Genomic DNA, 20,162 nt, shown 5'->3' with positions numbered 1-20,162 from the left:
CGACGATAATTCGATAGACTCCCGCCATGCCCGATAAGTCCGCGGATTTTGCGGTCCCTTTGGATGACTCGCCGAAGGATGTTCGGCCGGCCGATCTGGACGCGGTGGACCGCCGCATCCTGGGGGTCTTGCACGGCGACGCCAGGATCACCAACAATGCGCTCGCCGAGGCCGTGGATATCGCCCCGTCGACCAGTCACGGCCGGGTGCGCCGGTTGGTCGAGCTCGGTGTCATCCGCGGCTTCTACACGGACATCGACCCGGTGGCGGTGGGACTGCCCCTGCAGGCGATGATCTCGGTAAGCCTGCAGTCAAGTGCGCGCGGCAAGATTCGCAGCTTCATTCAGCAGATCCGCCGCCGGCGGCAGGTGATGGACGTCTATTTCCTGGCCGGTGCCGACGATTTTCTGCTGCACGTCGCTGCCCGCGACACCGAGGATCTGCGCTCGTTCGTGGTGGAGAACCTCAACGCCGACGCCGACGTCGCGGGCACCCAGACTTCACTGATCTTCGAGCACCTGCGCGGTGCCGCCCCGATCTAACTTCGGCCCATTCCCCGGCTGGTTATGATCGCCGAATGAGTGAGCCATCCGCTTCGGCGACCGTCCAGATCGACCGCAGTCCCGACGAGGTGTACCGGCTGATCACCGACCTGCCGACACTGGCCTCGCTGGCCGAAGAGGCGGTGTCGATGGAGTTACGCAAGGGCGATTCCCTCAGCCTGGGGACGGTGTTCGTCGGCCACAACCAAAACGGTGACAAGCGCTGGACGACGACGTGCACCGTGACCGACGCCGAACCGGGCCGCCGCTTCGCGTTCGACGTGCGCTATACCGTGCTACCGATCGCCCGTTGGCAATACGACATCGCCGCGACCGACGGCGGTTGCCAGGTCACCGAGAGCACCTGGGACCGCCGGCCCGGCTGGTTTCGCAAGGTCGCCCACATAGGCACCGGTGTCAAAGACCGCGCCGCAGCCAACGCCGAACACATCCAGCTGACCCTGCAGCGCCTCAAGCAACGTGCGGAAGCCGGGTAGTTCGAAGACCATGCGTGATCGCGCGGGGCATCTATACTGACCAGATTTGAGGGGGCCAGCGATGATTACCGTTGACGACCAGGCAGTCGGTCCGCACGACGCGTTCCTCGATCACGAGCGCCTGGTCCTCGAGGCACGCGATGTCAAGTTCGACTGGGCAAACCTGCCGTTTCACTATGTGCCCGACGAGCCGCTGGCCACTCATGTCCTCAACGTCCTGCATCTGCTGCTGCCCGCCGGCGAGGAGTTTTTCGTCGAGGTCTTCAAGAAGGCGCTGCCGCTGATCAAGGACGACCAGCTGCGACTGGACGTGCAGGGGTTCATCGGTCAAGAGGCGATGCATTCCCAGGCCCACTCCGGCGTGCTCGCCCATTTCGCCGCCCAGGGCGTCGACCTGACCCCGTTCACCAGCCAGGTCAGGTGGCTGTTCGAGCGGTTGCTCGGTGAGAAACCCCGGCGCAGCACGCGGCGACAGCACAGTTGGCTGCTGGAACAGGTCTCGTTCATCTCGGCGATCGAGCATTACACCGCCGTGCTGGGTGAGTGGATCCTCGATTCCCCGGAGCTCGACGCCGTCGGCGCCGACCCGGTGATGCTGGACATGCTGCGGTGGCACGGCGCTGAAGAGGTCGAACACAAGGCCGTCGCCTTCGACACCATGAAGCACCTGCGGGCCGGGTACTGGCGGCAGGTACGCGCCCAGCTGGCGGTGACGCCGGTGATGTTGCTGTTGTGGATCCGCGGAGTGCGGTTCATGTACTCGGTGGATCCGCTGCTGCCGCCGGGCAGCAAGCCGCGCTGGCGCGACTACCTCAGGGCCGCGCGCCGCGGATTGGTGCCCGGACCGCTGCGCTTGGCACGCGTCGTCGGCGACTACTACAAGCCGGGTTTTCACCCCTCGCAGCTGGGCGGCCTCGACCTGGCGGTCGACTATCTGGCTGTCTCACCCGCCGCCCGGGCATCGCACTGAACTGTGGCCAGCACCAACGTCATTGCGTCCGACGGGGTCACCCTGGCCGTATTCCGGTACGGCGAAATCGACCCGCACCGTCCGACCATCCTCGCCATTCACGGCTGGCCCGATAACCACCATGTGTGGGACGGGGTGGCCGACGAACTCGTCGACCGCTATAACTTCGTGGCCTACGATGTTCGGGGCGCCGGCGAATCATCCTGCCCACCAAGACGTTCCGGATATCGTTTCGACCAGCTGATGTCCGACACCGGCACGGTGATCGACAGCCTGGGCGTCGGCAAGGTGCACCTGCTGGCTCACGACTGGGGCTCGATTGCCACCTGGCCCGCCATCACCGACGACGCGTTCACCGACACGGTGGCCTCCTTCACCTCGATCTCGGGTCCGCATCTCCGCTACGCGGGCCGGTTCCTGCGGTCGGCCCGCTCTGCGCGGGCTCTCGCCGATGTCGCCAAACAGCTTGTGGGCTCGTGTTATATCGGCTTCTTCCTTTGCCCGGGACTGCCGGAGTTGGTGTTTCGCTCCGGGTTAGGCGTGAAAGTCTTTGGCGCCCTTGAACGTATCGGCCAGTCCAGCACCCGCGGCCGACGGTATGTGCCGCCCCGCTCGATCGGCGACTATGTCAACGGGCTGGCCCTGTACCGGGCAAACATGCCCGCGCCGATCGTGTCACCCGGGTCGCCGCTGCCGCAAACCACCATGCCGGTCCAAGTGCTGATACCGCGCAAGGACGTATTCGTCACCCCCGCGCTGCAGCGGTTCACCGGCTCAATTCCGCAGGGCAGCAGGGTCATTACGATCGAAGGCGGACATTGGGTGGTGACGTCACGTCCCGACGTCATCGCCCGGCTGACCGCCGAATGGGTAGACCGGGCCACCGGTGCCGGTGCTGACGGCGAGACCGGGGTGCGGCCCGGCCCACGCGAGGTGCGCGGCAAACTCGCTTTGGTCACCGGCGCGGGCGCGGGTATCGGGCGGGCCACCGCGGTCGAGCTGGCCCGTCAGGGCGCGCGCAAGGTGGTGATCGTGGACCTCGACGCGGTGGCAGCCAAGGAAACCGCGGACGCGGTTCGTGCGGCGGGTGCCGAGGCGGCGGTATACCAGGTCGACGTCAGCGATGAAGCCGCGATGAACGACCTTGCGGCACAAGTTCTCTCAGAACACGGGGTGGTCGACATCCTGGTGAACAACGCCGGTATCGGGATGGCCGGGCGATTCCTGGAGACCACGTCGGCGCACTGGGATACCATCATCGGCGTCAATGTCCGCGGCGTCATCGCCGGCAGCAGGGCGTTCGGCGAGCAGATGGCCGATCGCGGCGAGGGCGGAACGATCATCAACATCGCGTCGGCCGCAGCATTTATGCCGTCGAAATCGATGGTCGCCTATAGCACGACGAAGGCTGCGGTGCTCGCCTTCAGCGAAGCCTTGCGCGCAGATCTGGCCGACGAGGGCATCACCGTGACAGCCGTGTGCCCCGGCTTCGTCAACACCAACATCGCCAAAAGCACTGTCTACGCGGGAATGACGGCAGAACAGCAGGAGCGTGCCCGGCAGAAGGCGGACGCTGCCTACCGGCGTCGCAACTTCACCCCGGAGGCCACCGCCAAGGCGATCGTCAAGGCCGTCCGGACCGGTCCGGCGGTCCTGCCGGTGGCCGCGGAGTCCCGCATCGGCTACGCACTGCGTCGCATCAGCCCGTCGGCGCTTCGACTGTTCGCGCGCTTCGATCTGCGGCAGAAGTGAGACGGTGTCGAACAGCATTTGGGATAGCAGGCCGGCCGACCTCTACGGTCGCCGCGACCGTGACCGCTTCGCCACCGCTCTGTGGGCCGTACGCACGGTGTTCGGCGGCTTTGCCGCAGCGTCGCGCTGGTCACCGGCGCGGGTGGTCCCCGTGCGCCGCACCCAATTTGCGGTGGTCACCCGGCGCGAACTCGTCGCACCCGACGTGGTCGCATTGACACTGGCCGACCCCGACGGAGGGTTGCTGCCGTCCTGGACGCCCGGCGGACACATCGACGTCCAGCTGCCGTCGGGACGGCGCCGTCAGTACTCCCTGTGCGGTCCACCCGGTCGGCGCACGGACTACCGCATCGCCGTCCGTCGGATCGCCGACGGCGGTGGCGGTTCGATCGAGATGCACGACGTGTACCGGCCGGGCGACACCCTGACCTTCGAAGGTCCGCGCAACGCCTTCTATCTCGGCACGACCGAACGCGATGTGCTGTTCGTGATCGGCGGCATCGGCGTGACGGCTATCCTGCCGATGATCCGGGTCGCCCACCAATACGGAACCGATTGGCGCGCAATCTATGCCGGCCGCAGCCGGGAATACATGCCATTCCTGGACGAGGTCGTCTCGGTGGCGCCGGACCGGGTCACCGTATGGGCCGACGACGAGCATGGTTGCGTGCCCGCCGTTGATGACCTGCTGGCCGAGGCCGGCCCGGCGACGGCTGTCTACGTCTGTGGGCCCAGTGCCATGCTGGAGGCGGTTCGGGTGGCCCGCGACGAACACTCCGATGCGCCACTGCATTACGAGCGGTTCAGCCCGCCGCCGGTGGTCGACGGAGTTCCGTTCGAGTTGGAACTGGCCCGGTCGCAACGGGTGCTCAATGTCCCGGCCAACCGGACCGCACTCGACGTCATGCTCGACCAGGACCCGACGACTCCGTACTCATGCCAGCAGGGCTTCTGTGGAACCTGCAAAGTCAAAGTGCTTGCCGGACAAGTCGATCACCGGGGCCGAGGCGTCGTCGGTGACGACGAGATGCTGGTTTGTGTGTCCCGGGCGAAATCGGACCGGGTGGTCATCGACGCCTAGTGGCATGGGCCGCGTCGAACGTGGGGGATATGTACGGGATTTGAGCGCTTTTCGTGCATAACGCCCACGTTCGGCGAGACGCCTAGAACACCTGCTGTTCTATCAGCACATCGGCGAAGTTCCCGAGATCCGCGGCGAAGGCGGCGGGCTGCTCGAAAGCCGCGAAGTGTCCGCCGCGGTCCTGAATCGCATAGTGCACCAAGTTATATCGCGCGACCGCCCAGGCGCGCGGGGTCTGCATCAACTCATAGGGGTAGACCGCGTATCCGGTGGGCAAGTCAACCCTGCCGGTCCATTCGCTGAGCACGCCGGTGCCTGCGCGCTTCGATTCGCAGTACAGCCGCGCCGCCGAGGTCGCGGTGCTGGTCAGCCAATAGAACATCAGGTTGTCGACGAGCCGATCGGTGGAAATGGGCATGCCCTCCCTGATGTCACACCAGGCATGGAATTTCTCGAGTATCCAGCCGGCCAGGCCCAGCGGCGAGTCCTCCAAGCCGAAACCCAGCGAATGGGGGCGCGTGGACTGTAGTTCCATGTACGCGGTGCCATCTTGGATGCGTTCCGCGCTGGACGCGAGGGCGGCGAGTTCCGATTCGGAGACGCTGGCCAGCAGTTCGGCGTCGGACTGATCGGGCGGTGCGAACAACATATTGCTGTGAATCGCGGCCACGGTGGGGGCGTAATGCTCGCCGAGGTGGCGCGTGACAAGCGCGCCCCAATCGCCGCCCTGTGCGATGTAGCGCTCATAGCCGAGCTGGGCCATCACGTCGGCGACCGCCGCGGCGATACGGGCGACGTCGACGCCCCGTTCGCTCGTCGTGCCGGAAAAGCCGTAGCCGGGCATCGATACGACGACAACGTGGAACCTCTGCCGCAGCATCGGTAGTGCGTCGAGGAACTCGACGATCGAGCCCGGCCAGCCGTGCGTAATGACAAGAGGGAGTGCGCCTTGATCCTCCGAGCGTGCGTGCAGGAAGTGCACCCGCTGTCCGGCCGCTTCGGTGACGAACGAGCCGATCGCGTTGACCTCCGCCTCGACGCCACGCCAGTCGTAGCGGTTAACCCAATGGTCGACGACGCTGCGCAGGAACGACTGGTCGGTGCCGTAATCCCAACCCGCACCGACGATTTCGGCGGGCCAGCGGGCGTTGCTGAGCCGTTGGCGAAGATCGCTGATTTGGGCTTCGGGCACATCGAGAATCAGCGGTTCCATGTACGTCACCCTTCCAAGTAGGCGGCCAGGGCGTTGGTCAGCCCTCGCCTCGCCATGTCGAGATCGGCATACGAACCCAGTTGGCGTTCGGACACCAAACCGCGCATCGCGCCCGGGATCAGGGCGGCCACCTCGCGCACCCGGCCCGGGTCGACATCGAGACCGGCAAAGGCGCTCTGACAGGTTTCCAGCCAGCTTTTGCCCCAGGAGAACAACTCTGCGGCGGTACGCGGGTAGAGGCGTTCCAGCTCGGCGGGATCCCGGGGGAGCGCGGCGCGCAGGTTTTCGATGGCGCGTGAATCTGGCGATGCCAGGCCGTGATACAGCGTTTCGATGATCGCGCCGACCCGCTCCCGCAGGGGCGCGTCCGGCCGGACCGGGGTCGACAGCGTCGAGAACGTCGCGGCACGCCGCTCCGCCGTGCGGTGCAGCACCGCAGCCCAGAAACCGTCGGTGTCGCCGAACTGGTACTGCACCGCGCCCCAGGTGGCGCCGATGTCCTTGGCGATGCGGTTGGCTGACACCGAGCCTGGCTCGCCGGAGGCCAGCGATCGCAGCGCGGCCTCGAGCATGCTCTCACGAGTCGCGTTGCCGCGCCGGTTGGGACGCCGACCTTCGACATCGGCCCCGGCAGCCCGCCCACTCACGTCGTTGATCCTAAGGTCTCGACATACTTTTTCATAGAGGGTACTTTGATTACGAATCTGCCAAGGAGGATTCGATGGCTAAACCGCCGTTGTCGATGAAACCGACCGGGTGGTTCCAGGTCGCGTGGTCGGACGAGATCGACGCGGGTGACGTGCACACGATGAAGTACTTCGACCAGGAGATGGTCGCCTGGCGGGCGGAATCCGGCCAGCTCACGGTGATGAATGCCTACTGCGAGCACCTCGGCGCGCATCTGGGTTACGGGGGCAAGGTCGTCGGCGAGGTATTGCAGTGCCCGTTCCACGGCTGGCAGTGGAACCAGCAGGGCCGCAACGTCTGCATCCCGTACCAGGACCGGCCCAATCGCGGCCGGCGCATCCGCACCTATCCGGTTGTGGAACGCAACGAGTCGGTCTACATCTGGCACGACGTCAGCGGGCGTGAGCCGTTCTTCGATGCGCCGGACGTGTTCGCCAGTTTCGGCGACGACAGCACAGCGGCGGACTACTACCCGCAGCAGCGGTTGTACCGGCAGGGCCTGGAGATGCACCCGCAGTACGTGTTGGAGAACGGTGTGGACTTCGCGCACTTCAAGTACGTGCACAACACGCCGATCGTGCCGGTGTTCACCCGCCACGACTTCGATGAGCCGGTGTCCTTCGTCGACTTCACCATCACCTTCGAAGGGGACGACGGCCAGAAGATCGAGGACGTCAACAGCGGCGTCGAGGCGATCAACGGGGGCTTGGGCATCGCGGTGACCAAGAGCTGGGGGATGGTTGACAACCGCACCATCTCCGCAATCACTCCGGTCGACGAGTCCACCTCCGACGTCCGGTTCATGGTGTACATCGGCCGGACGTCCGCCAAGGATCCGGCCCGGGCAGAGCTCAGGGCGCAGGAGTTCGGGCGAGAAGTGATCCGGCAGTTCGAGCAGGACGTCCACATCTGGCAGCACCAGCGCTACTCCGACCCGCCCGCCCTGGCCCCCGACGAGTACCAAGGCTTCACTGCAATTCGCAAGTGGGCCAAGCAGTTCTATCCCGACGGCATCGGTGGCAGCGCCGCCGAAGTATATGCAGCATCCCGGAAAGGCTGAACTTCAATGACCGCACCCACTCGTCCCGTTCGTGTCTTTCAGGTAGCCACGGGCAATGTCGGCTCGGAGATGATCAAGCGGATCGCCGCCTATCCCGACCTGGAACTCGTTGGCGTGCATTGCTATTCGCCGGAAAAGATCGGTCGGGATGTGGGCGAGCTGGTTGGTCTGGGCCCAAACGGGGTGAAGGCCACCGGCAGCGTCGAGGAAATCATCGCGGCCCGACCCGATGTGCTCACCTTCCACGGCGTTTTTCCCGACGAGGATCTCTACGTCAAAGTCCTTGAGGCGGGGATCAATATCGTCACCACTGCGGACTGGATCACCGGCTGGCACCGCGACAAGAACCACCCGCACCCGTCGGGCAAGCCGGTGACCCAGCTGCTGGCCGAGGCGTGCGAGAAGGGGGGTGCCACGTTCTACGGGACCGGAATGAACCCCGGCCTGAACCAAATCCTCGGCGTGGTGTGCTCCGCCGACGTCGCCGAGATCGAGAACATCACCACCATCGAGTCCGTCGACGTGTCGTGCCATCACTCCAAGGAAACCTGGATCGAGGTGGGCTACGGGCAGCCCGTCGACGATCCGGAAATTCCGGCCAAGCTGGAGAAGTACACCCGCGTGTTCGCCGACAGCGTGCTGATGATGGCCGACTGCTTCGATCTGATGCTCGACGAGGTCAAGTTCAGCTACCAGCTGGGTGCGTGCACCAAGGACGTCGATTTGGGCTGGTACACCCTGCCCAAGGGGTCACTGGGCGGCAACTACATCAAGTACCAGGGCATGGTCGACGGGGTTCCGCGGGTCGAGACGCACCTGGAATGGCAGATGACCCCGCACACCGATCCGAACTGGAACATCAAGGGCTGCTACATCACTCGGATCAAGGGCGACCCGTGCGTCTACAACAAGCACATGATCTTGCCGAAGCCCGGCATCGACTTGTCCAATCCGGACAACTTTGCCTCCATCGGTATGACGGTCACCGGGATGCCGGCGCTGCACTCGATCAAGTCGGTTGTCGCGGCGCGTCCCGGGCTCATCACCAGCGCTGATTTGCCGTTGCGAGGGTTCGCGGGGCGGTTCAAAACCTGACCGGCGGCGTCAGTTGGTGGGGTGTCGGCGAGTCCGAGATGTTCGCGCACGGTGTTGGTTTGGAGTACGTGCATACCCAGCCGGGTTAATCCGATTTCGACGGCGTACTCCCTCCCTGGGATTTGCATGAGCAAGCGCGCGTGTTCGAGAACCTGTATTGCCTCGGCGATCGCGCGAAAATCGGGGTCTTGAAACCTGCGCGATTCGTTGCCGCTGATAAAAAAGCTAGAGACGCGGTGATGATACTGGCCTGTCCTGCACCATCCGAGGATTCCTTCGGTCATCGTGTTCTCATACACGTAAGGAGAATATGAAAACAGCGGCAGGATCGCCGCCGCCACTTCTTCGGGTGGCCATGTGAGCCACCACGGCTGAGGGTTGTTCATCCGCGTAATTGAACCACGGAGGTTAGCTGCCAAGACCTGTGACAACGGGGTGGTCTCGATTGACAACGTCCACGCGAGAGGGTGGCCGACGCCTTACCTATCGATGATGGTTTGGATCAGGTCGACGATCTGCCGCTGGCCTGCGGCCGTCGCGTCTAGTTTGCCTCGCATCTCAGTAAACCCGTCGTCCACGCGCACAAAGCGCTCGTCAACGTGAGTGCGTAGATCCCTCAAGTCCTCGCGAAGCGCGTTGAAACTGGCCACTGCGGCGTTGCGAAAGTCGCGAAGGGTTTCCAGCGCGCTGCCAGTTTCCTCGAGATTGGCCACGAGTCGTACGTTAACCGCATCCGAGCGCGCGGTGCCAGTCGCCAACGCCGGACTACCGGTCGGCAGCGCGCGGCACGGTCGTCAGAGCAGATCAACCCGAATATCGGGTTCGGCCTGTTCGGCCGCCCTCGCTAACCGGGCGTCGAACGTGACAAGCGGAGCGTTGTAGATGGCGGCTACGGCAAGGTAGACGGCGTCGTAAGCCGAGATGTTGTGGCGCATTGCCCAAATCGCTTGCAGCAGAACGACATCTGTTTCCACATAGTCAATCTGCATGGTGATAAGTGCCTGGAACGCGGCGTCGGCGTCAGCGGCGGTCAGGCGGTCACGGAGGACGGCTTTGTGCAAGGTGCGCAGCACCTCCATCGGCATATGTGCTGGAGCGACCCACGCATCGTCGGCGAGCATTGCGGCCCTTGCGGACTCACCCGCGGCTGTGGAACTGACCAGTGCCATCAACACCACATTCGCGTCGACGACGATCAATCGTCGCCCTCGCGGCCGCGCCGAACTTCCGACACGACCTCTTCGACGCGCATGTCGAGACTGCGGTGCCCCGCCATGCTCTCGAAGATGTGCCGGTTCTGTTCGGCACGGAACTCACGCTCGAGAAGTGAGCGCAAATAGACCTGGGTGGACTGGCCTCGAGCCGCGGCGCGTGCGGCGATGGCGTCGCGGACTTCTTCGGGGACGTCTTTTATTTGAATCGCCACAGCCATGACTCCAGCATACATGCGCATGCCATGCGCATGTGCGCCTCGGCCGGATGGTCCGTGGATAGCACATAACCGCGCGATCTCCACCATCACGAGGGACGACGTACGAGTGCCGCGCACGTTCGCGCGACAAGCACCCGCAGTAGGCTGCAGCAATGCGAGTGGGCGTGCTGGGTGCCAAAGGGAAAGTCGGGGCGACGATGGTGTCGGCCGTGCAGGCCGCAGACGATCTGACGCTCTCCGCGGAGGTTGACCTCGGGGATCCGCTGAGCTTGCTGACCGACAACGACACCGAGGTCGTCATCGACTTCACCCACCCAGACGTGGTGATGGGCAACCTGGAATTCTTGATAGACAACGGAATTCATGCCGTCGTCGGTACCACTGGGTTCACCGCCGAACGTCTGGAGCAGGTGGAATCGTGGCTGGCCGACAAGGACACCTCGGTGCTGATCGCGCCGAACTTCGCGATCGGGGCGGTGTTGTCCATGCATTTCGCCAAGCAGGCCGCTCCCTTCTTCGACTCAGCCGAGGTCATCGAGTTGCATCATCCGCAGAAGGCCGACGCGCCGTCCGGCACTGCCGCGCGCACCGCGAAGCTGATCGCCGAAGCCCGAAAAGGGTTGCCGCCCAACCCAGATGCCACCAGCGCGAGCCTGCCCGGGGCCCGTGGCGCCGACGTCGACGGTATCCCGGTGCATTCGGTGCGGCTGGCCGGATTGGTCGCCCACCAGGAAGTGCTGTTCGGGACGGCAGGGGAGACGCTGACCATCCGCCACGACAGCCTGGACCGCACATCGTTCGTGCCGGGCGTGCTGCTGGCGGTGCGTCGCATCAGGGAACGGCCCGGCCTCACGGTTGGCATCGAGCCCCTGCTCAACCTGCAATGAACACAACTGTTCGCATCCAGTTGCTCATCGCCTTCCTATGCGTGGCGATGCTGGTGTACTTCGTCCTGCTCGCCCGCATCGCGATCGCACTGATCGAATCGGGTCGCGCGGCCGCCGTCGGCCTGGGATTGGCGTTACTCGTCATGCCCGTCATCGGGTTATGGGCGATGATCGCCACGCTGCGGGCCGGTTTCACCCACCAGAAGCTGGCCCGGCTTATTGCCGAAGACGGACTGGAACTCGACGCCAGCGAGCTGCCGCGGCGGCCGTCGGGACGTATCCAAAGAGACGCCGCCGACGCGCTTTTCGCCTCGGTGCGCAGCGAGGTAGAAGGCGATCCCGACGACTGGCGGCGCTGGTACCGGCTCGCCCGCGCGTACGACTACGCCGGGGACCGCCGTCGCGCCCGCGAGGCGATGAAGAAGGCCGTCCAGCTAGAGGCCAGCCGATGAGCAAGCTGCTGATCGTCCATCACACGCCGTCGCCGCATATGCAGGAAATGTTCGAGGCGGTCCTGTCCGGTGCGACCGACCCCGAGATCGAGGCCGTGGAGGTCATACGCCGACCGGCGCTGACGGTATCGCCTAGCGACATGCTCGAGGCCGACGGCTATCTGCTGGGCAGTCCCGCCAACCTGGGTTACATGAGCGGTGCCCTCAAGCATGCGTTCGACGTGTGCTACTACCCGTGTTTGGACAGCACCCGCGGTCGCCCGTTCGGCTTGTACCTGCACGGCAACCAAGGCACCGAGGGCGCCGAGCGCGGCGTCAGCGCCATCACAACTGGCCTGGGTTGGGTGAAAGCTGCTGAGTACGTCCTGGTTTCGGGCAAGCCGACTAAAGACGACCTGCAAGCCTGCTGGGAACTAGGTGCGACGGTCGCCGCCCAGTTGATGGATTAGCCAGACGACGGTTGGAAGGCCTCGGCGGGTTGAGCCAGCGCGAGCGCCGAGCTGGTGCCGATCGGGCCGTGCCGGTCGAACACGGTCGCGCTGCCCGTGGCCACCCCGGCCGCGCCGTAATGACTTTGGGCCGCAAGCCCGATGTATTCGCCATCCGGAAGCCGACTGGCGGTGACGGTGTAGTCGGCGTTGATGTAACGCAACCCGCCTGTGCCCCAATGGGTTAGCGAACTGGTGATATCGCCGACGAATGCCAGCCGAGTGAAAGGCGTCAACGGAAACCCCTGCACCATCGGGCGAAACAGCCGAGTCCACGCGAACTTCTGCGAGTGCGACTGCTCCCATTCGCCGGCGGCGATACCGGGGCTGCCGTCCGAGGTGTTCCCGTACCCCCAAATGAGGAAGGGCATGTCCGGGGGGAATCCGTCGGAGTTCGTTGGTAGTGGCGGCATCTCGACCGAGGCGGACCAGACCTGCCCGTCAGGATGCTCGCCTCGTCGCAGAAAGAGCGCACTGGCACGCGCGACGGTCTTTCCGCTTTGCACCAGGACACCGTCGACCAGCTTGACGCGCCGGCCTTCGCGCTGCACGGAAGTCTGAATCTGGACCGGTTCCATCAAGGCCGGCCGTAACAAATCGACCGTCAGGCGAGCCGGCTGAAAGTCAGGGTCCACGCCGGTTCGCTCGATTCCCCAACCCAATAGACCGCCGACGACCTGACCGCCCATTCCGACGCCCCAGGGCCCCCGCGTCATCTCGCTCGGCAGATACGAGTCGCCGTCGACAGCGAAGAACGCCTCGGGCATGATGGCGGAATCTTCGATCGTCACCGCTACGACGATAGGACACCGAGGAGCGAGGTGCGGGCATGCCTCCGATTGCCCCTTTGACCGAGATTTCCCGACGCGGCAACCCGTTCCCGGTGACGGGTGTGTCCCGCGACGCCGACGCCATTCCGCACTACGACGACGTCCCGGCCACGTTGCTGGACATGCTTGCCGAGCAGGTTGACCGGCGTCCGGACAGCGAAGCGGTGGTAGAGCTCGGAGCGGGCCGGCTGACATACCGGCAGCTATGGGACCGCGCGTCGCGAGTTGCGGGTGGCTTGCGTGCGGAAGGACTGAAACCGGGCGACCGCGTTGCGGTGCGCTATCCGGCGGGGCTCGATTGGGTGCTGGCGTTCTGGGGCACGGTGATGGCCGGCGGCATTGCGGTGGCGGTCAATACGCGCTCGGCTCAACCGGAAGTGGATTTCGTGCTGTCCGACGCCGGAGCTCAGGTGGACCTGGCTGCCGGCACACCTCTGCCAGACGGTGAACCGTACGTATCCGAACGACTCACCCGCACCGATATAGCAGCGCTGTTCTACACCTCGGGTACTACCGGGCACCCCAAGGGTGTGCCCACCACCCACGAAGCGTTCGTGACCAATACCGAGAACGCGGTCCGGTGCCTTCGACAGCCCAGGGATATCGGTGACGCGCTGCGCACGCTCATCTCGGTGCCGCTGTTCCACGTGACCGGTTGCAACTCACAGCTTTTGGCGGCTACTCGGCTCGGCGGCGCGTCGGTGATCATGCCCGCGCTCAACCTCGACCAACTGATTGCCACGCTGAGCGCAGAGCGTATCTCGCTGATGGTGACCGTTCCGGCCATCTACTCATTGTTGTTGCGGCACAAAGACTTCCCCGCGGCAGACGTATCCGGGGTCCGCTGGGTGGGCTACGGCGGCGCGCCCATCGCACCTTCGCTGGTGCGTTCGGTCAAGAACGCGTTTCCGCAAGCCACGGTGTTCAACGGATACGGCATGACCGAAACCGCCTCGTTGATGACCGCGCTGCCCGACGAAGACGCCGTCGAGCATGCCGACTCCGTCGGATACGCAGTGCCGTCGGTCGATCTGGGCGTCATCCCGCTCAATGACGGTTCTGGTGAACTGGTAGGCGAATTGGTGACGCGCGGAGCCAATGTCACCGCGGGCTACTGGAACCGGCCGGAGGCCACGGCGGCGACGATCGTCGACGGCTGGTTGCACACCGGCGATGTGGTCCGCGTCGACGATGCGGGTCGGGTGCACATCGTCGACCGGCTCAAGGACATCATCAACCGAGGCGGGGAAAACGTGGCCAGCGTCGAGGTCGAGGCGGTGCTGCTCGCTGCTCCCGGTGTTGCGGACGCCTGCGTCCTGGCGGTTCCGGACGAGGTGATGGGGGAGAAGGTCGGCGCGGTGCTGTTCGGCGGAACCGAGCAGATCGACGTGACCGCGGTGATCGAGCACTGCCGCGCACAGCTTGCCGATTTCAAGGTCCCGCAATACGTCACCGTGGTGGACGATGCGTTGCCGCGCAACGCGGGCGGCAAGCTGCTCAAGGGCAAGCTGCGCGAGCAGGTGCAATGGGGTCCGGCGCTGCGCTGACAGAAGTTTCGTGAGTCGGACCGAGATCGACGGTAGCGCGGAAAAGTAGGTGTCGCGCCAGCGTCGATCTCGGCGTTGACACCAACGGGGTTTACGCAGCCGACCAGCCGCTGCGACGACGGCCCTGCGCCTGGCGCCGAGCCTGCGGTGGCGGCGCCGAGCCTGCATCCAGGGCTACGTCGCTGCCGGTTTGGTCGCTCTGACCGCAGTCTCGACACGTCGGCGGCGACGTACGGCCACGCGCGATCTGTATGTCAGTCGTCTACACCGACGCGCACGTTACGAATCTGTTAACGAATTCTCACATTGGCGCCGTCAATTGCGGGTACGGATGACCTGTCTTCGTCAAAACCACACGTCACACCGAGAGGAGCACAGATGTCGTTTCTGACTGCACAGCCCGAGGAGCTGGCCGCTGCTGCCGGAAAGCTCGGCGTGATCGGCTCGGCCTTCGCCGCCCAGAACGCGGCCGCGGCTGCCCCCACCACGGGCATCATGCCCGCGGCCGCGGACGAGGTATCCCTCTTGCAGGCGTCCCTATTCAGCGCGTACGGCACGTTGTATCAGCAGGTCAGCGGTGAAGCGACGACCATGTACGACGGCTTCGTCAGCACGCTGCAAACCAGCGCTGGCACGTACGAGGCCACCGAGGCCGCCAACGCGTCGGCGGCGGCTTCGCCACTGTCGTCGGTGGGTGCCGCGGCGCTGCCCGCGGCCGCGGCAGATCCGCCGGGGCTCGATATCGCCGACATCCTGGACGTCGGCGCCGGCAACTGGGGCTCGGCGGCGTCGAACTTCCTCGGCTTGGCAAACGGGGGCCTGCTGGTGCCCGCCGACCAAGGCGGCCCCGCCGGAGCCGCATTGCTGGGCTTGGACAGCGCAAGCCTGGAATCGGCGGCGACGGCCGGACTCGGCGAGGCGCCGCTCGCCGGTGTGGGTGTGGTCTCCGCCAGCATGGGTGGGGCAACTGCACTCGGTGCCCTTTCGGCGCCGCCTAGCTGGGCCGGATCGGCCACTTTGGTATCGCAAGTGTCGCCCACTGGCGTATCGCCGAGCGCGGGCTGGACCGCCGCTGCGCCGCCAGCCACCTCGGCGACACTTCTTCCCGGGATGCCGGGGTACGCCGCTATCGGCCGCAATAGTGCCGGCTTCGGGGCGCCGCGCTACGGCGTCAAGCCGATCGTCATGCCGAAACCGACGGCAGTCTGAGCAACTTCAACCCAAAGAAACGAGACACCAATGGATTTCGGAGCATTACCCCCTGAGATCAACTCCGCACGCATGTACGCCGGCGCGGGTGCAGCGCCGATGATGGCTGCCGCGGCGGCATGGAACAGCTTGGCGGCCGAGCTCAGCACCACAGCCACCTCCTTCGAATCGGTGATCACGCAACTCACCGCCGAGCAGTGGATGGGCCCCGCGTCGCTGTCGATGGTCGCCGCGGCGCAGCCGTTCGTGGCCTGGTTCACCTACACCGCGGAATCCGCTGCACTGGCGGGCTCGCAGGCAACCGCGTCGGCGGCCGCCTTCGAGACGGCGTTCGCGATGACGGTTCCGCCCGCCGAGGTGGCTGCGAACAGGATTCTGCTGGCACAGCTGGTCGCCACCAACGTGCTGGGACAGAACACTCCAGCCATTGCGGCCACCGAGGCGCAGTATGGCGAAATGTGGGCGCAGGACGCGTTGGCCATGTACGGCTATGCCGCGGCCTCGGCGGTCGCTGGAAAGTTGATGCCGTTGACATCGCCGGCGCAGCCGACCAACCCGGCCGGCATCGTCGGCCAAGCCGCCGCGGTCAGCCAAGCCGGAGCCTCGAGTTCCGTTCAGCAAGTGGGGCTGAACAACTTGGTCGGCAACGTGCCCGGCACAGTCCGGAGCCTCGCCTCGCCGGTCACCGCGGCTGCGGCTGCCGCGCCGGACGTCTCCGGGCTGGTGCAGGACGCCATTAACGGCGGAGTCAACACCGGCGCCTGGTTTACCACCGCCGGCATCGTCTCCGGGATATTCCTGGGCCACACGCTGAACACGATGCCGGCGGCCGGCGCAGCCGCCGGGGCGATTCCGGGTGCCGCCGCGGCGGCTGCAATGGCCAATACCGTGGCGCCCGCCGGGCTCGGTGGAGCAGCGACGCTCGCAGGTATGGGCACGGCGTCCTCGGTCGGTGGCCTTTCAGTGCCAGCCGCGTGGTCCGCTGCCGCCCCGGCTACCTCGCCGGCGACGGCCGGTGCCAGCGCTCTGGAGGGGAGCGGCTGGGCCGTGCCCGAGGAGGACGCCGCGATCGCCGGCGCGCCGGGAATGGCGATAGCCTCCAAGGGCTCCGGTGCTTACGCTGGGCCGCGGTACGGGGTCAAGCCCGTCGTCATGCCCAAGCTGGTAGTCGTCTGATTTCCGAGGTGCGCCTATGACGTTGCTGATCGCCAACCGTGGGGAGATCGCGCTCCGAATCATCCGCACTGCAACGGAACTCGGCATGCAGACGGTCGCGGTGTACGCCGAGGACGACGCCGACAGCCCCCATGTGCATGCGGCGGACGAAGCGATCGGCGTACCCGATTATCTCGACCAGGCCGCGATTTTGGCTGCGGCCAAGGAGTCCGCCGCCGAACTGATCCATCCCGGTTACGGGTTCCTCAGCGAAAACGCCGGGTTCGCGCGGGCCTGCGCGGCCGCCGGTGTGGGCTTCGTGGGGCCGGGTGCCGAGGCGCTGGAAACGGTCGGCAACAAGTCCGCGGCCCGTAAAGTCGCGATTGCCGCCGGGCTGCCGGTGCTGGCCGCGACCGAAGGGCCCAGCAGCCTCGATGACGTCCGCGAGTTCTTCGCGGCCCACGACGGACCGATCATGATCAAGGCGCTCGCCGGCGGCGGCGGTCGCGGCATGCGCAAGGTGGACAGCGTCGAGCAGATCGACAACGCATATCGGCAGTGCGCGGCGGAGGCACAACTCGGCTTCGGCGATCCGGCGGTGTTCGCCGAGGCGCATCTGGGCGCCGCGCGCCACATCGAAGTGCAGATCGTCGCCGCACCCGCCGGTTCGCAAACGCATGCGCTGGCTCTGGGCGATCGCGACTGCAGCATCCAGCGCCGTTATCAGAAGCTCGTCGAAATCGCGCCGGCGCAAGGGCTTTCGGATACGCTGCGGCGAAACCTGCACCAGGCCGCGGCCCGGCTGTGCGCCAGCGTGCAGTTGCATGGGCTTGCCACCGTCGAATTCCTGGTCACCGGCGAGAAGTTCGTCTTCCTGGAGGTGAACCCGCGAATCCAGGTGGAGCACACCGTCACCGAGGAGGTCACCGGCGTTGACCTGGTGGCTGTCCAGCTGGCCATCGCCGGTGGGGCGTCCTACTACCAGCTACGGCTGCCTGCCGGAATCGCCTCGGACGGAAGCGAAGTCATCGGCGAGCCGGCGGCACGACGAGGAGTCGCGATTCAGACTCGGGTCAACATGGAGACCATCGGAGCCGACGGCTCCGTCGTCCCGGTGTCGGGCACGCTGACGGTGTTCACCCCGCCGAGCGGACCGGGGGTACGCGTCGACACCTTCGGGCGTCCCGGGCTGACCCCCAGCCCGCGCTACGACTCGTTGCTGGCCAAGGTGATCACCCATACCCGCAGTTCGGATTTTCCGGCCGCGGTGCGCAAGGCGGGTACCGCGCTGGCCGAGTTCACCATCGAGGGCATCGCCACCAATATTGCGTTCCTGCGAGAGCTGTTGTCCGACAGTCTGATTCAATCGGGTGACGTGCCCACCAGCTTCCTCGACGAGAAGCTTCCGCAGCTGACGGCCGCGGCGCTGTCTCATCAGCACGACGCGCGGGTCACCGCCGTCGAACTGTATCCCGGTGAGGAGGTGTTGCGGGCGCAGTTGGCCGGGACGGTCGTCGAGATTCCGGCCGAAGGAGCCGAATTCGGTGCCGGCGCGCAAATGGTTGTGCTGGAAGCGATGAAGATGCAGCACGTGCTGGTTGCCCCGGACTTACTGCGTACCGTGCGGAATCTGGTGGCACCCCGACAGGTGGTCGGAACCGGTGACCCGTTGGTGGTCTTCGCCCGCACCGGCGGGAATGCAGACGGCGAATCACGGCCTGCCGCAGTCGATCTGGATCGCACTCGGGGCGACCTCGATGAGGTCCGGCAACGCCACCTGCTCACCCTGGACGAGGGCCGGGAAGCGGCCGTCGCCAAGCGGCACCAGCAAGGGCGGCGCACCGCGCGGGAGAACATCGCCGACCTGATCGATCCCGGTAGCTTCGTGGAGTACGGTGCGCTCGCCATCGCCGCTCAGCGCAGCCGGCGCTCGGAGGAGGACTTGATCGCCAACACCCCGGCCGACGGACTGGTCGCGGGCCTGGCCACGATCGGCGCGGACCGTTTCGGGCGGGCGGCGGCCGAGGCGGTCGTGGTCTCCTACGACTACACCGTGCTGGCCGGGACCCAGGGCATGCGCAACCACGCCAAGACCGATCGTCTCTTCGATCTGGCCGCCCGTAAACGCTTGCCGGTGGTGCTGTTCGCCGAAGGTGGCGGGGGCCGGCCCGGCGATACCGACGTCGGCGGGATGGCCGGACTCGACGTGCCGACGTTTCGGATGCTGGCCGGGCTCAGTGGTCAAGTGCCGCTGGTTTCGATCGTGTCGGGCCGGTGTTTCGCCGGTAACGCCGCGTTGGCCGGGGTTTGCGACGTGATCATCGCGACCCCGGACGCCAACATCGGGATGGGCGGGCCTGCGATGATCGAGGGCGGCGGGCTCGGGGTTTACCCACCCGAGGCGATCGGGCCGATCGAGGTGCAGCGCCGCAACGGCGTGGTAAGCCTGGTCGCCCGCGACGAGGCGCATGCCGTCGCGCTGGCCAAGCAGTACTTGTCCTACTTCCAGGGCGCTGTGGCCGATTGGACGGCACCCGATCCGCGGCTGGCCCGACATGTGGTGCCGGAGAACCGGTTACGCGCCTACGACGTACGCCGAGCGATCGAGTCCATCGTCGACGTCGGGTCCGTGCTGGAGCTGCGCGCTGACTACGGAGTCGGCATCGTCACCGCCCTGGTCCGTGTCGAAGGGCTGCCATACGGACTGATCGCCAACAGCAGTCACCACCTCGGGGGCGCAATCGACGCCGAAGCGGCGGACAAGGCCGGCGACTTTCTGGCGCTCTGCGAGTCGTTTCAGTTGCCGGTGATCTCGCTGTGCGACACACCGGGTTTCATGGTCGGTCCGGACGCCGAAAAGGAAGCCGCCGTGCGCCGGTTCGGCCGCATGTTCGTCCTCGGCGCTCGGTTGACCGTGCCCGTGGGCATGATCATCTTGCGCAAGGGCTATGGGCTCGGCGCCATGGCCATGGCCGGCGGATCCTTCCGCGCGCCGCAGTTCACCGTGGCATGGCCGACCGGCGAGATCGGCGGTATGGGTCTGGAAGGCGCTGTGCGGCTTGGCTTCAGCAAGGAACTGGCCGCCGCAGCAGACCCGGTCGAGCGCCAACAGCTTTTCGAGCGTCTAGTGGCGGCCGCCTACCAGCACGGCAAGGCGCTGCGGTCAGCCACCACCTTCGAACTCGACGACGTCATCGACCCGGCGGACTCCCGGACCTGGATTGCCAGGCTGCCGGGAGCTCGCCGGTCGCTCGAACGTTAGGCG

20 protein-coding genes are annotated in these 20,162 nt (G+C 65.9%); 14 read left to right on the top strand and 6 right to left on the bottom strand.

Annotation, left to right across the window (positions count from 1 at the left end; translation table 11 throughout):
• Positions 1-26 precede the first annotated feature (26 nt).
• From aldR to AC5Y2L_RS12330, 5 genes are all read left to right on the top strand, one after another.
• On the top strand, positions 27-542 hold the full coding sequence (gene aldR, locus AC5Y2L_RS12350) for an HTH-type transcriptional regulator AldR (protein ID WP_499934753.1): 516 nt from the start codon (positions 27-29) through the stop codon (positions 540-542).
• Between the two features lie 35 nt (positions 543-577).
• Positions 578-1,039 carry an SRPBCC family protein gene (locus tag AC5Y2L_RS12345; protein WP_499934752.1) on the top strand — a complete coding sequence of 154 codons (462 nt, stop codon included), beginning with the start codon at positions 578-580 and terminating at the stop codon, positions 1,037-1,039.
• A gap of 61 nt (positions 1,040-1,100) precedes the next feature.
• Complete coding sequence (locus AC5Y2L_RS12340; RefSeq protein ID WP_499934751.1) at positions 1,101-2,009, top strand: metal-dependent hydrolase; 909 nt, start codon at positions 1,101-1,103, stop codon at positions 2,007-2,009.
• 3 nt (positions 2,010-2,012) lie between these two features.
• Complete coding sequence (locus tag AC5Y2L_RS12335; protein ID WP_499934749.1) at positions 2,013-3,761, top strand: SDR family oxidoreductase; 1,749 nt, start codon at positions 2,013-2,015, stop codon at positions 3,759-3,761.
• Between the two features lie 4 nt (positions 3,762-3,765).
• Positions 3,766-4,842, top strand: a complete 1,077-nt coding sequence (locus AC5Y2L_RS12330; RefSeq protein WP_499934748.1) for a PDR/VanB family oxidoreductase — start codon at positions 3,766-3,768, stop codon at positions 4,840-4,842.
• A gap of 82 nt (positions 4,843-4,924) precedes the next feature.
• On the opposite strand, the gene AC5Y2L_RS12325 is transcribed toward AC5Y2L_RS12330, so the two are convergent.
• Both AC5Y2L_RS12325 and AC5Y2L_RS12320 read right to left on the bottom strand, forming a co-directional pair.
• On the bottom strand, positions 4,925-6,055 hold the full coding sequence (locus tag AC5Y2L_RS12325) for an epoxide hydrolase family protein (RefSeq protein WP_499934747.1): 1,131 nt from the start codon (positions 6,053-6,055) through the stop codon (positions 4,925-4,927).
• 5 nt (positions 6,056-6,060) lie between these two features.
• Complete coding sequence (locus AC5Y2L_RS12320) at positions 6,061-6,627, bottom strand: TetR/AcrR family transcriptional regulator (RefSeq protein ID WP_499935029.1); 567 nt, start codon at positions 6,625-6,627, stop codon at positions 6,061-6,063.
• A 149-nt stretch (positions 6,628-6,776) separates the two neighbouring features.
• On the opposite strand from AC5Y2L_RS12320, the gene AC5Y2L_RS12315 reads away from it, so the two are divergent.
• The gene (locus AC5Y2L_RS12315) at positions 6,777-7,802 is read left to right on the top strand and encodes an aromatic ring-hydroxylating dioxygenase subunit alpha (protein WP_499934745.1); all 1,026 of its coding nucleotides are present in this window, start codon (positions 6,777-6,779) and stop codon (positions 7,800-7,802) included.
• Between the two features lie 6 nt (positions 7,803-7,808).
• The gene (locus AC5Y2L_RS12310) at positions 7,809-8,897 is read left to right on the top strand and encodes an NAD(P)H-dependent amine dehydrogenase family protein (RefSeq protein WP_499934744.1); all 1,089 of its coding nucleotides are present in this window, start codon (positions 7,809-7,811) and stop codon (positions 8,895-8,897) included.
• Positions 8,898-9,376: 479 nt separating this feature from the next.
• Here AC5Y2L_RS12310 and AC5Y2L_RS12305 read toward each other — a convergent pair whose 3' ends face one another.
• The 3 genes from AC5Y2L_RS12305 to AC5Y2L_RS12295 all read right to left on the bottom strand — a co-directional run bounded on the left by AC5Y2L_RS12305 (position 9,377) and on the right by AC5Y2L_RS12295 (position 10,329).
• Entirely contained in the window at positions 9,377-9,610 is a 234-nt protein-coding gene (locus AC5Y2L_RS12305; RefSeq protein WP_499934743.1) for a hypothetical protein, read from the bottom strand.
• 81 nt (positions 9,611-9,691) lie between these two features.
• A complete protein-coding gene (locus AC5Y2L_RS12300) occupies positions 9,692-10,096 on the bottom strand; it encodes a type II toxin-antitoxin system VapC family toxin (protein ID WP_499934741.1) in 405 nt (134 codons plus the stop codon).
• The gene (locus tag AC5Y2L_RS12295) at positions 10,093-10,329 is read right to left on the bottom strand and encodes a FitA-like ribbon-helix-helix domain-containing protein (RefSeq protein WP_499934740.1); all 237 of its coding nucleotides are present in this window, start codon (positions 10,327-10,329) and stop codon (positions 10,093-10,095) included. Before AC5Y2L_RS12295 ends, AC5Y2L_RS12300 begins: the two co-directional genes overlap by 4 nt.
• 152 nt (positions 10,330-10,481) lie before the next feature.
• On the opposite strand from AC5Y2L_RS12295, the gene dapB reads away from it, so the two are divergent.
• Genes dapB through AC5Y2L_RS12280 form a run of 3 tightly spaced genes read left to right on the top strand, consistent with a single transcriptional unit; the run spans position 10,482 to position 12,117 of the window.
• Positions 10,482-11,216 carry a 4-hydroxy-tetrahydrodipicolinate reductase gene (dapB, locus tag AC5Y2L_RS12290; protein ID WP_499934739.1) on the top strand — a complete coding sequence of 245 codons (735 nt, stop codon included), beginning with the start codon at positions 10,482-10,484 and terminating at the stop codon, positions 11,214-11,216.
• A complete protein-coding gene (locus tag AC5Y2L_RS12285) occupies positions 11,213-11,668 on the top strand; it encodes a tetratricopeptide repeat protein (protein WP_499934737.1) in 456 nt (151 codons plus the stop codon). The genes dapB and AC5Y2L_RS12285 overlap by 4 nt, the downstream gene beginning before the upstream one ends.
• Positions 11,665-12,117: a flavodoxin family protein gene (locus AC5Y2L_RS12280; RefSeq protein WP_499934736.1), complete on the top strand. Its 453-nt coding sequence runs from the start codon at positions 11,665-11,667 to the stop codon at positions 12,115-12,117. Before AC5Y2L_RS12285 ends, AC5Y2L_RS12280 begins: the two co-directional genes overlap by 4 nt.
• Here the strand turns inward: AC5Y2L_RS12280 and AC5Y2L_RS12275 are convergent.
• Entirely contained in the window at positions 12,114-12,947 is an 834-nt protein-coding gene (locus tag AC5Y2L_RS12275) for a thioesterase family protein (RefSeq protein WP_499934735.1), read from the bottom strand. The two genes, AC5Y2L_RS12280 and AC5Y2L_RS12275, sit on opposite strands and share 4 nt — an antisense overlap.
• 56 nt (positions 12,948-13,003) lie before the next feature.
• On the opposite strand from AC5Y2L_RS12275, the gene AC5Y2L_RS12270 reads away from it, so the two are divergent.
• From AC5Y2L_RS12270 to AC5Y2L_RS12255, 4 genes are all read left to right on the top strand, one after another.
• Positions 13,004-14,533 carry a class I adenylate-forming enzyme family protein gene (locus tag AC5Y2L_RS12270; RefSeq protein ID WP_499935028.1) on the top strand — a complete coding sequence of 510 codons (1,530 nt, stop codon included), beginning with the start codon at positions 13,004-13,006 and terminating at the stop codon, positions 14,531-14,533.
• A 378-nt stretch (positions 14,534-14,911) separates the two neighbouring features.
• Positions 14,912-15,742 (top strand): PPE family protein, SVP subgroup, encoded by an 831-nt coding sequence (locus tag AC5Y2L_RS12265; RefSeq protein WP_499934733.1) that lies wholly within the window; start codon positions 14,912-14,914, stop codon positions 15,740-15,742.
• Between the two features lie 30 nt (positions 15,743-15,772).
• Positions 15,773-16,918 carry a PPE family protein gene (locus AC5Y2L_RS12260; RefSeq protein ID WP_499934732.1) on the top strand — a complete coding sequence of 382 codons (1,146 nt, stop codon included), beginning with the start codon at positions 15,773-15,775 and terminating at the stop codon, positions 16,916-16,918.
• A 16-nt stretch (positions 16,919-16,934) separates the two neighbouring features.
• Positions 16,935-20,159: an acetyl-CoA carboxylase family protein gene (locus AC5Y2L_RS12255; protein WP_499934730.1), complete on the top strand. Its 3,225-nt coding sequence runs from the start codon at positions 16,935-16,937 to the stop codon at positions 20,157-20,159.
• Positions 20,160-20,162: the final 3 nt, after the last annotated feature.

It is taken from the genome of Mycobacterium sp. NGS66, from assembly GCF_059812225.1.
The sequence above is the reverse complement of the archived record's forward strand: the minus strand, read 5'-3'. Positions and strand labels throughout refer to the sequence as shown.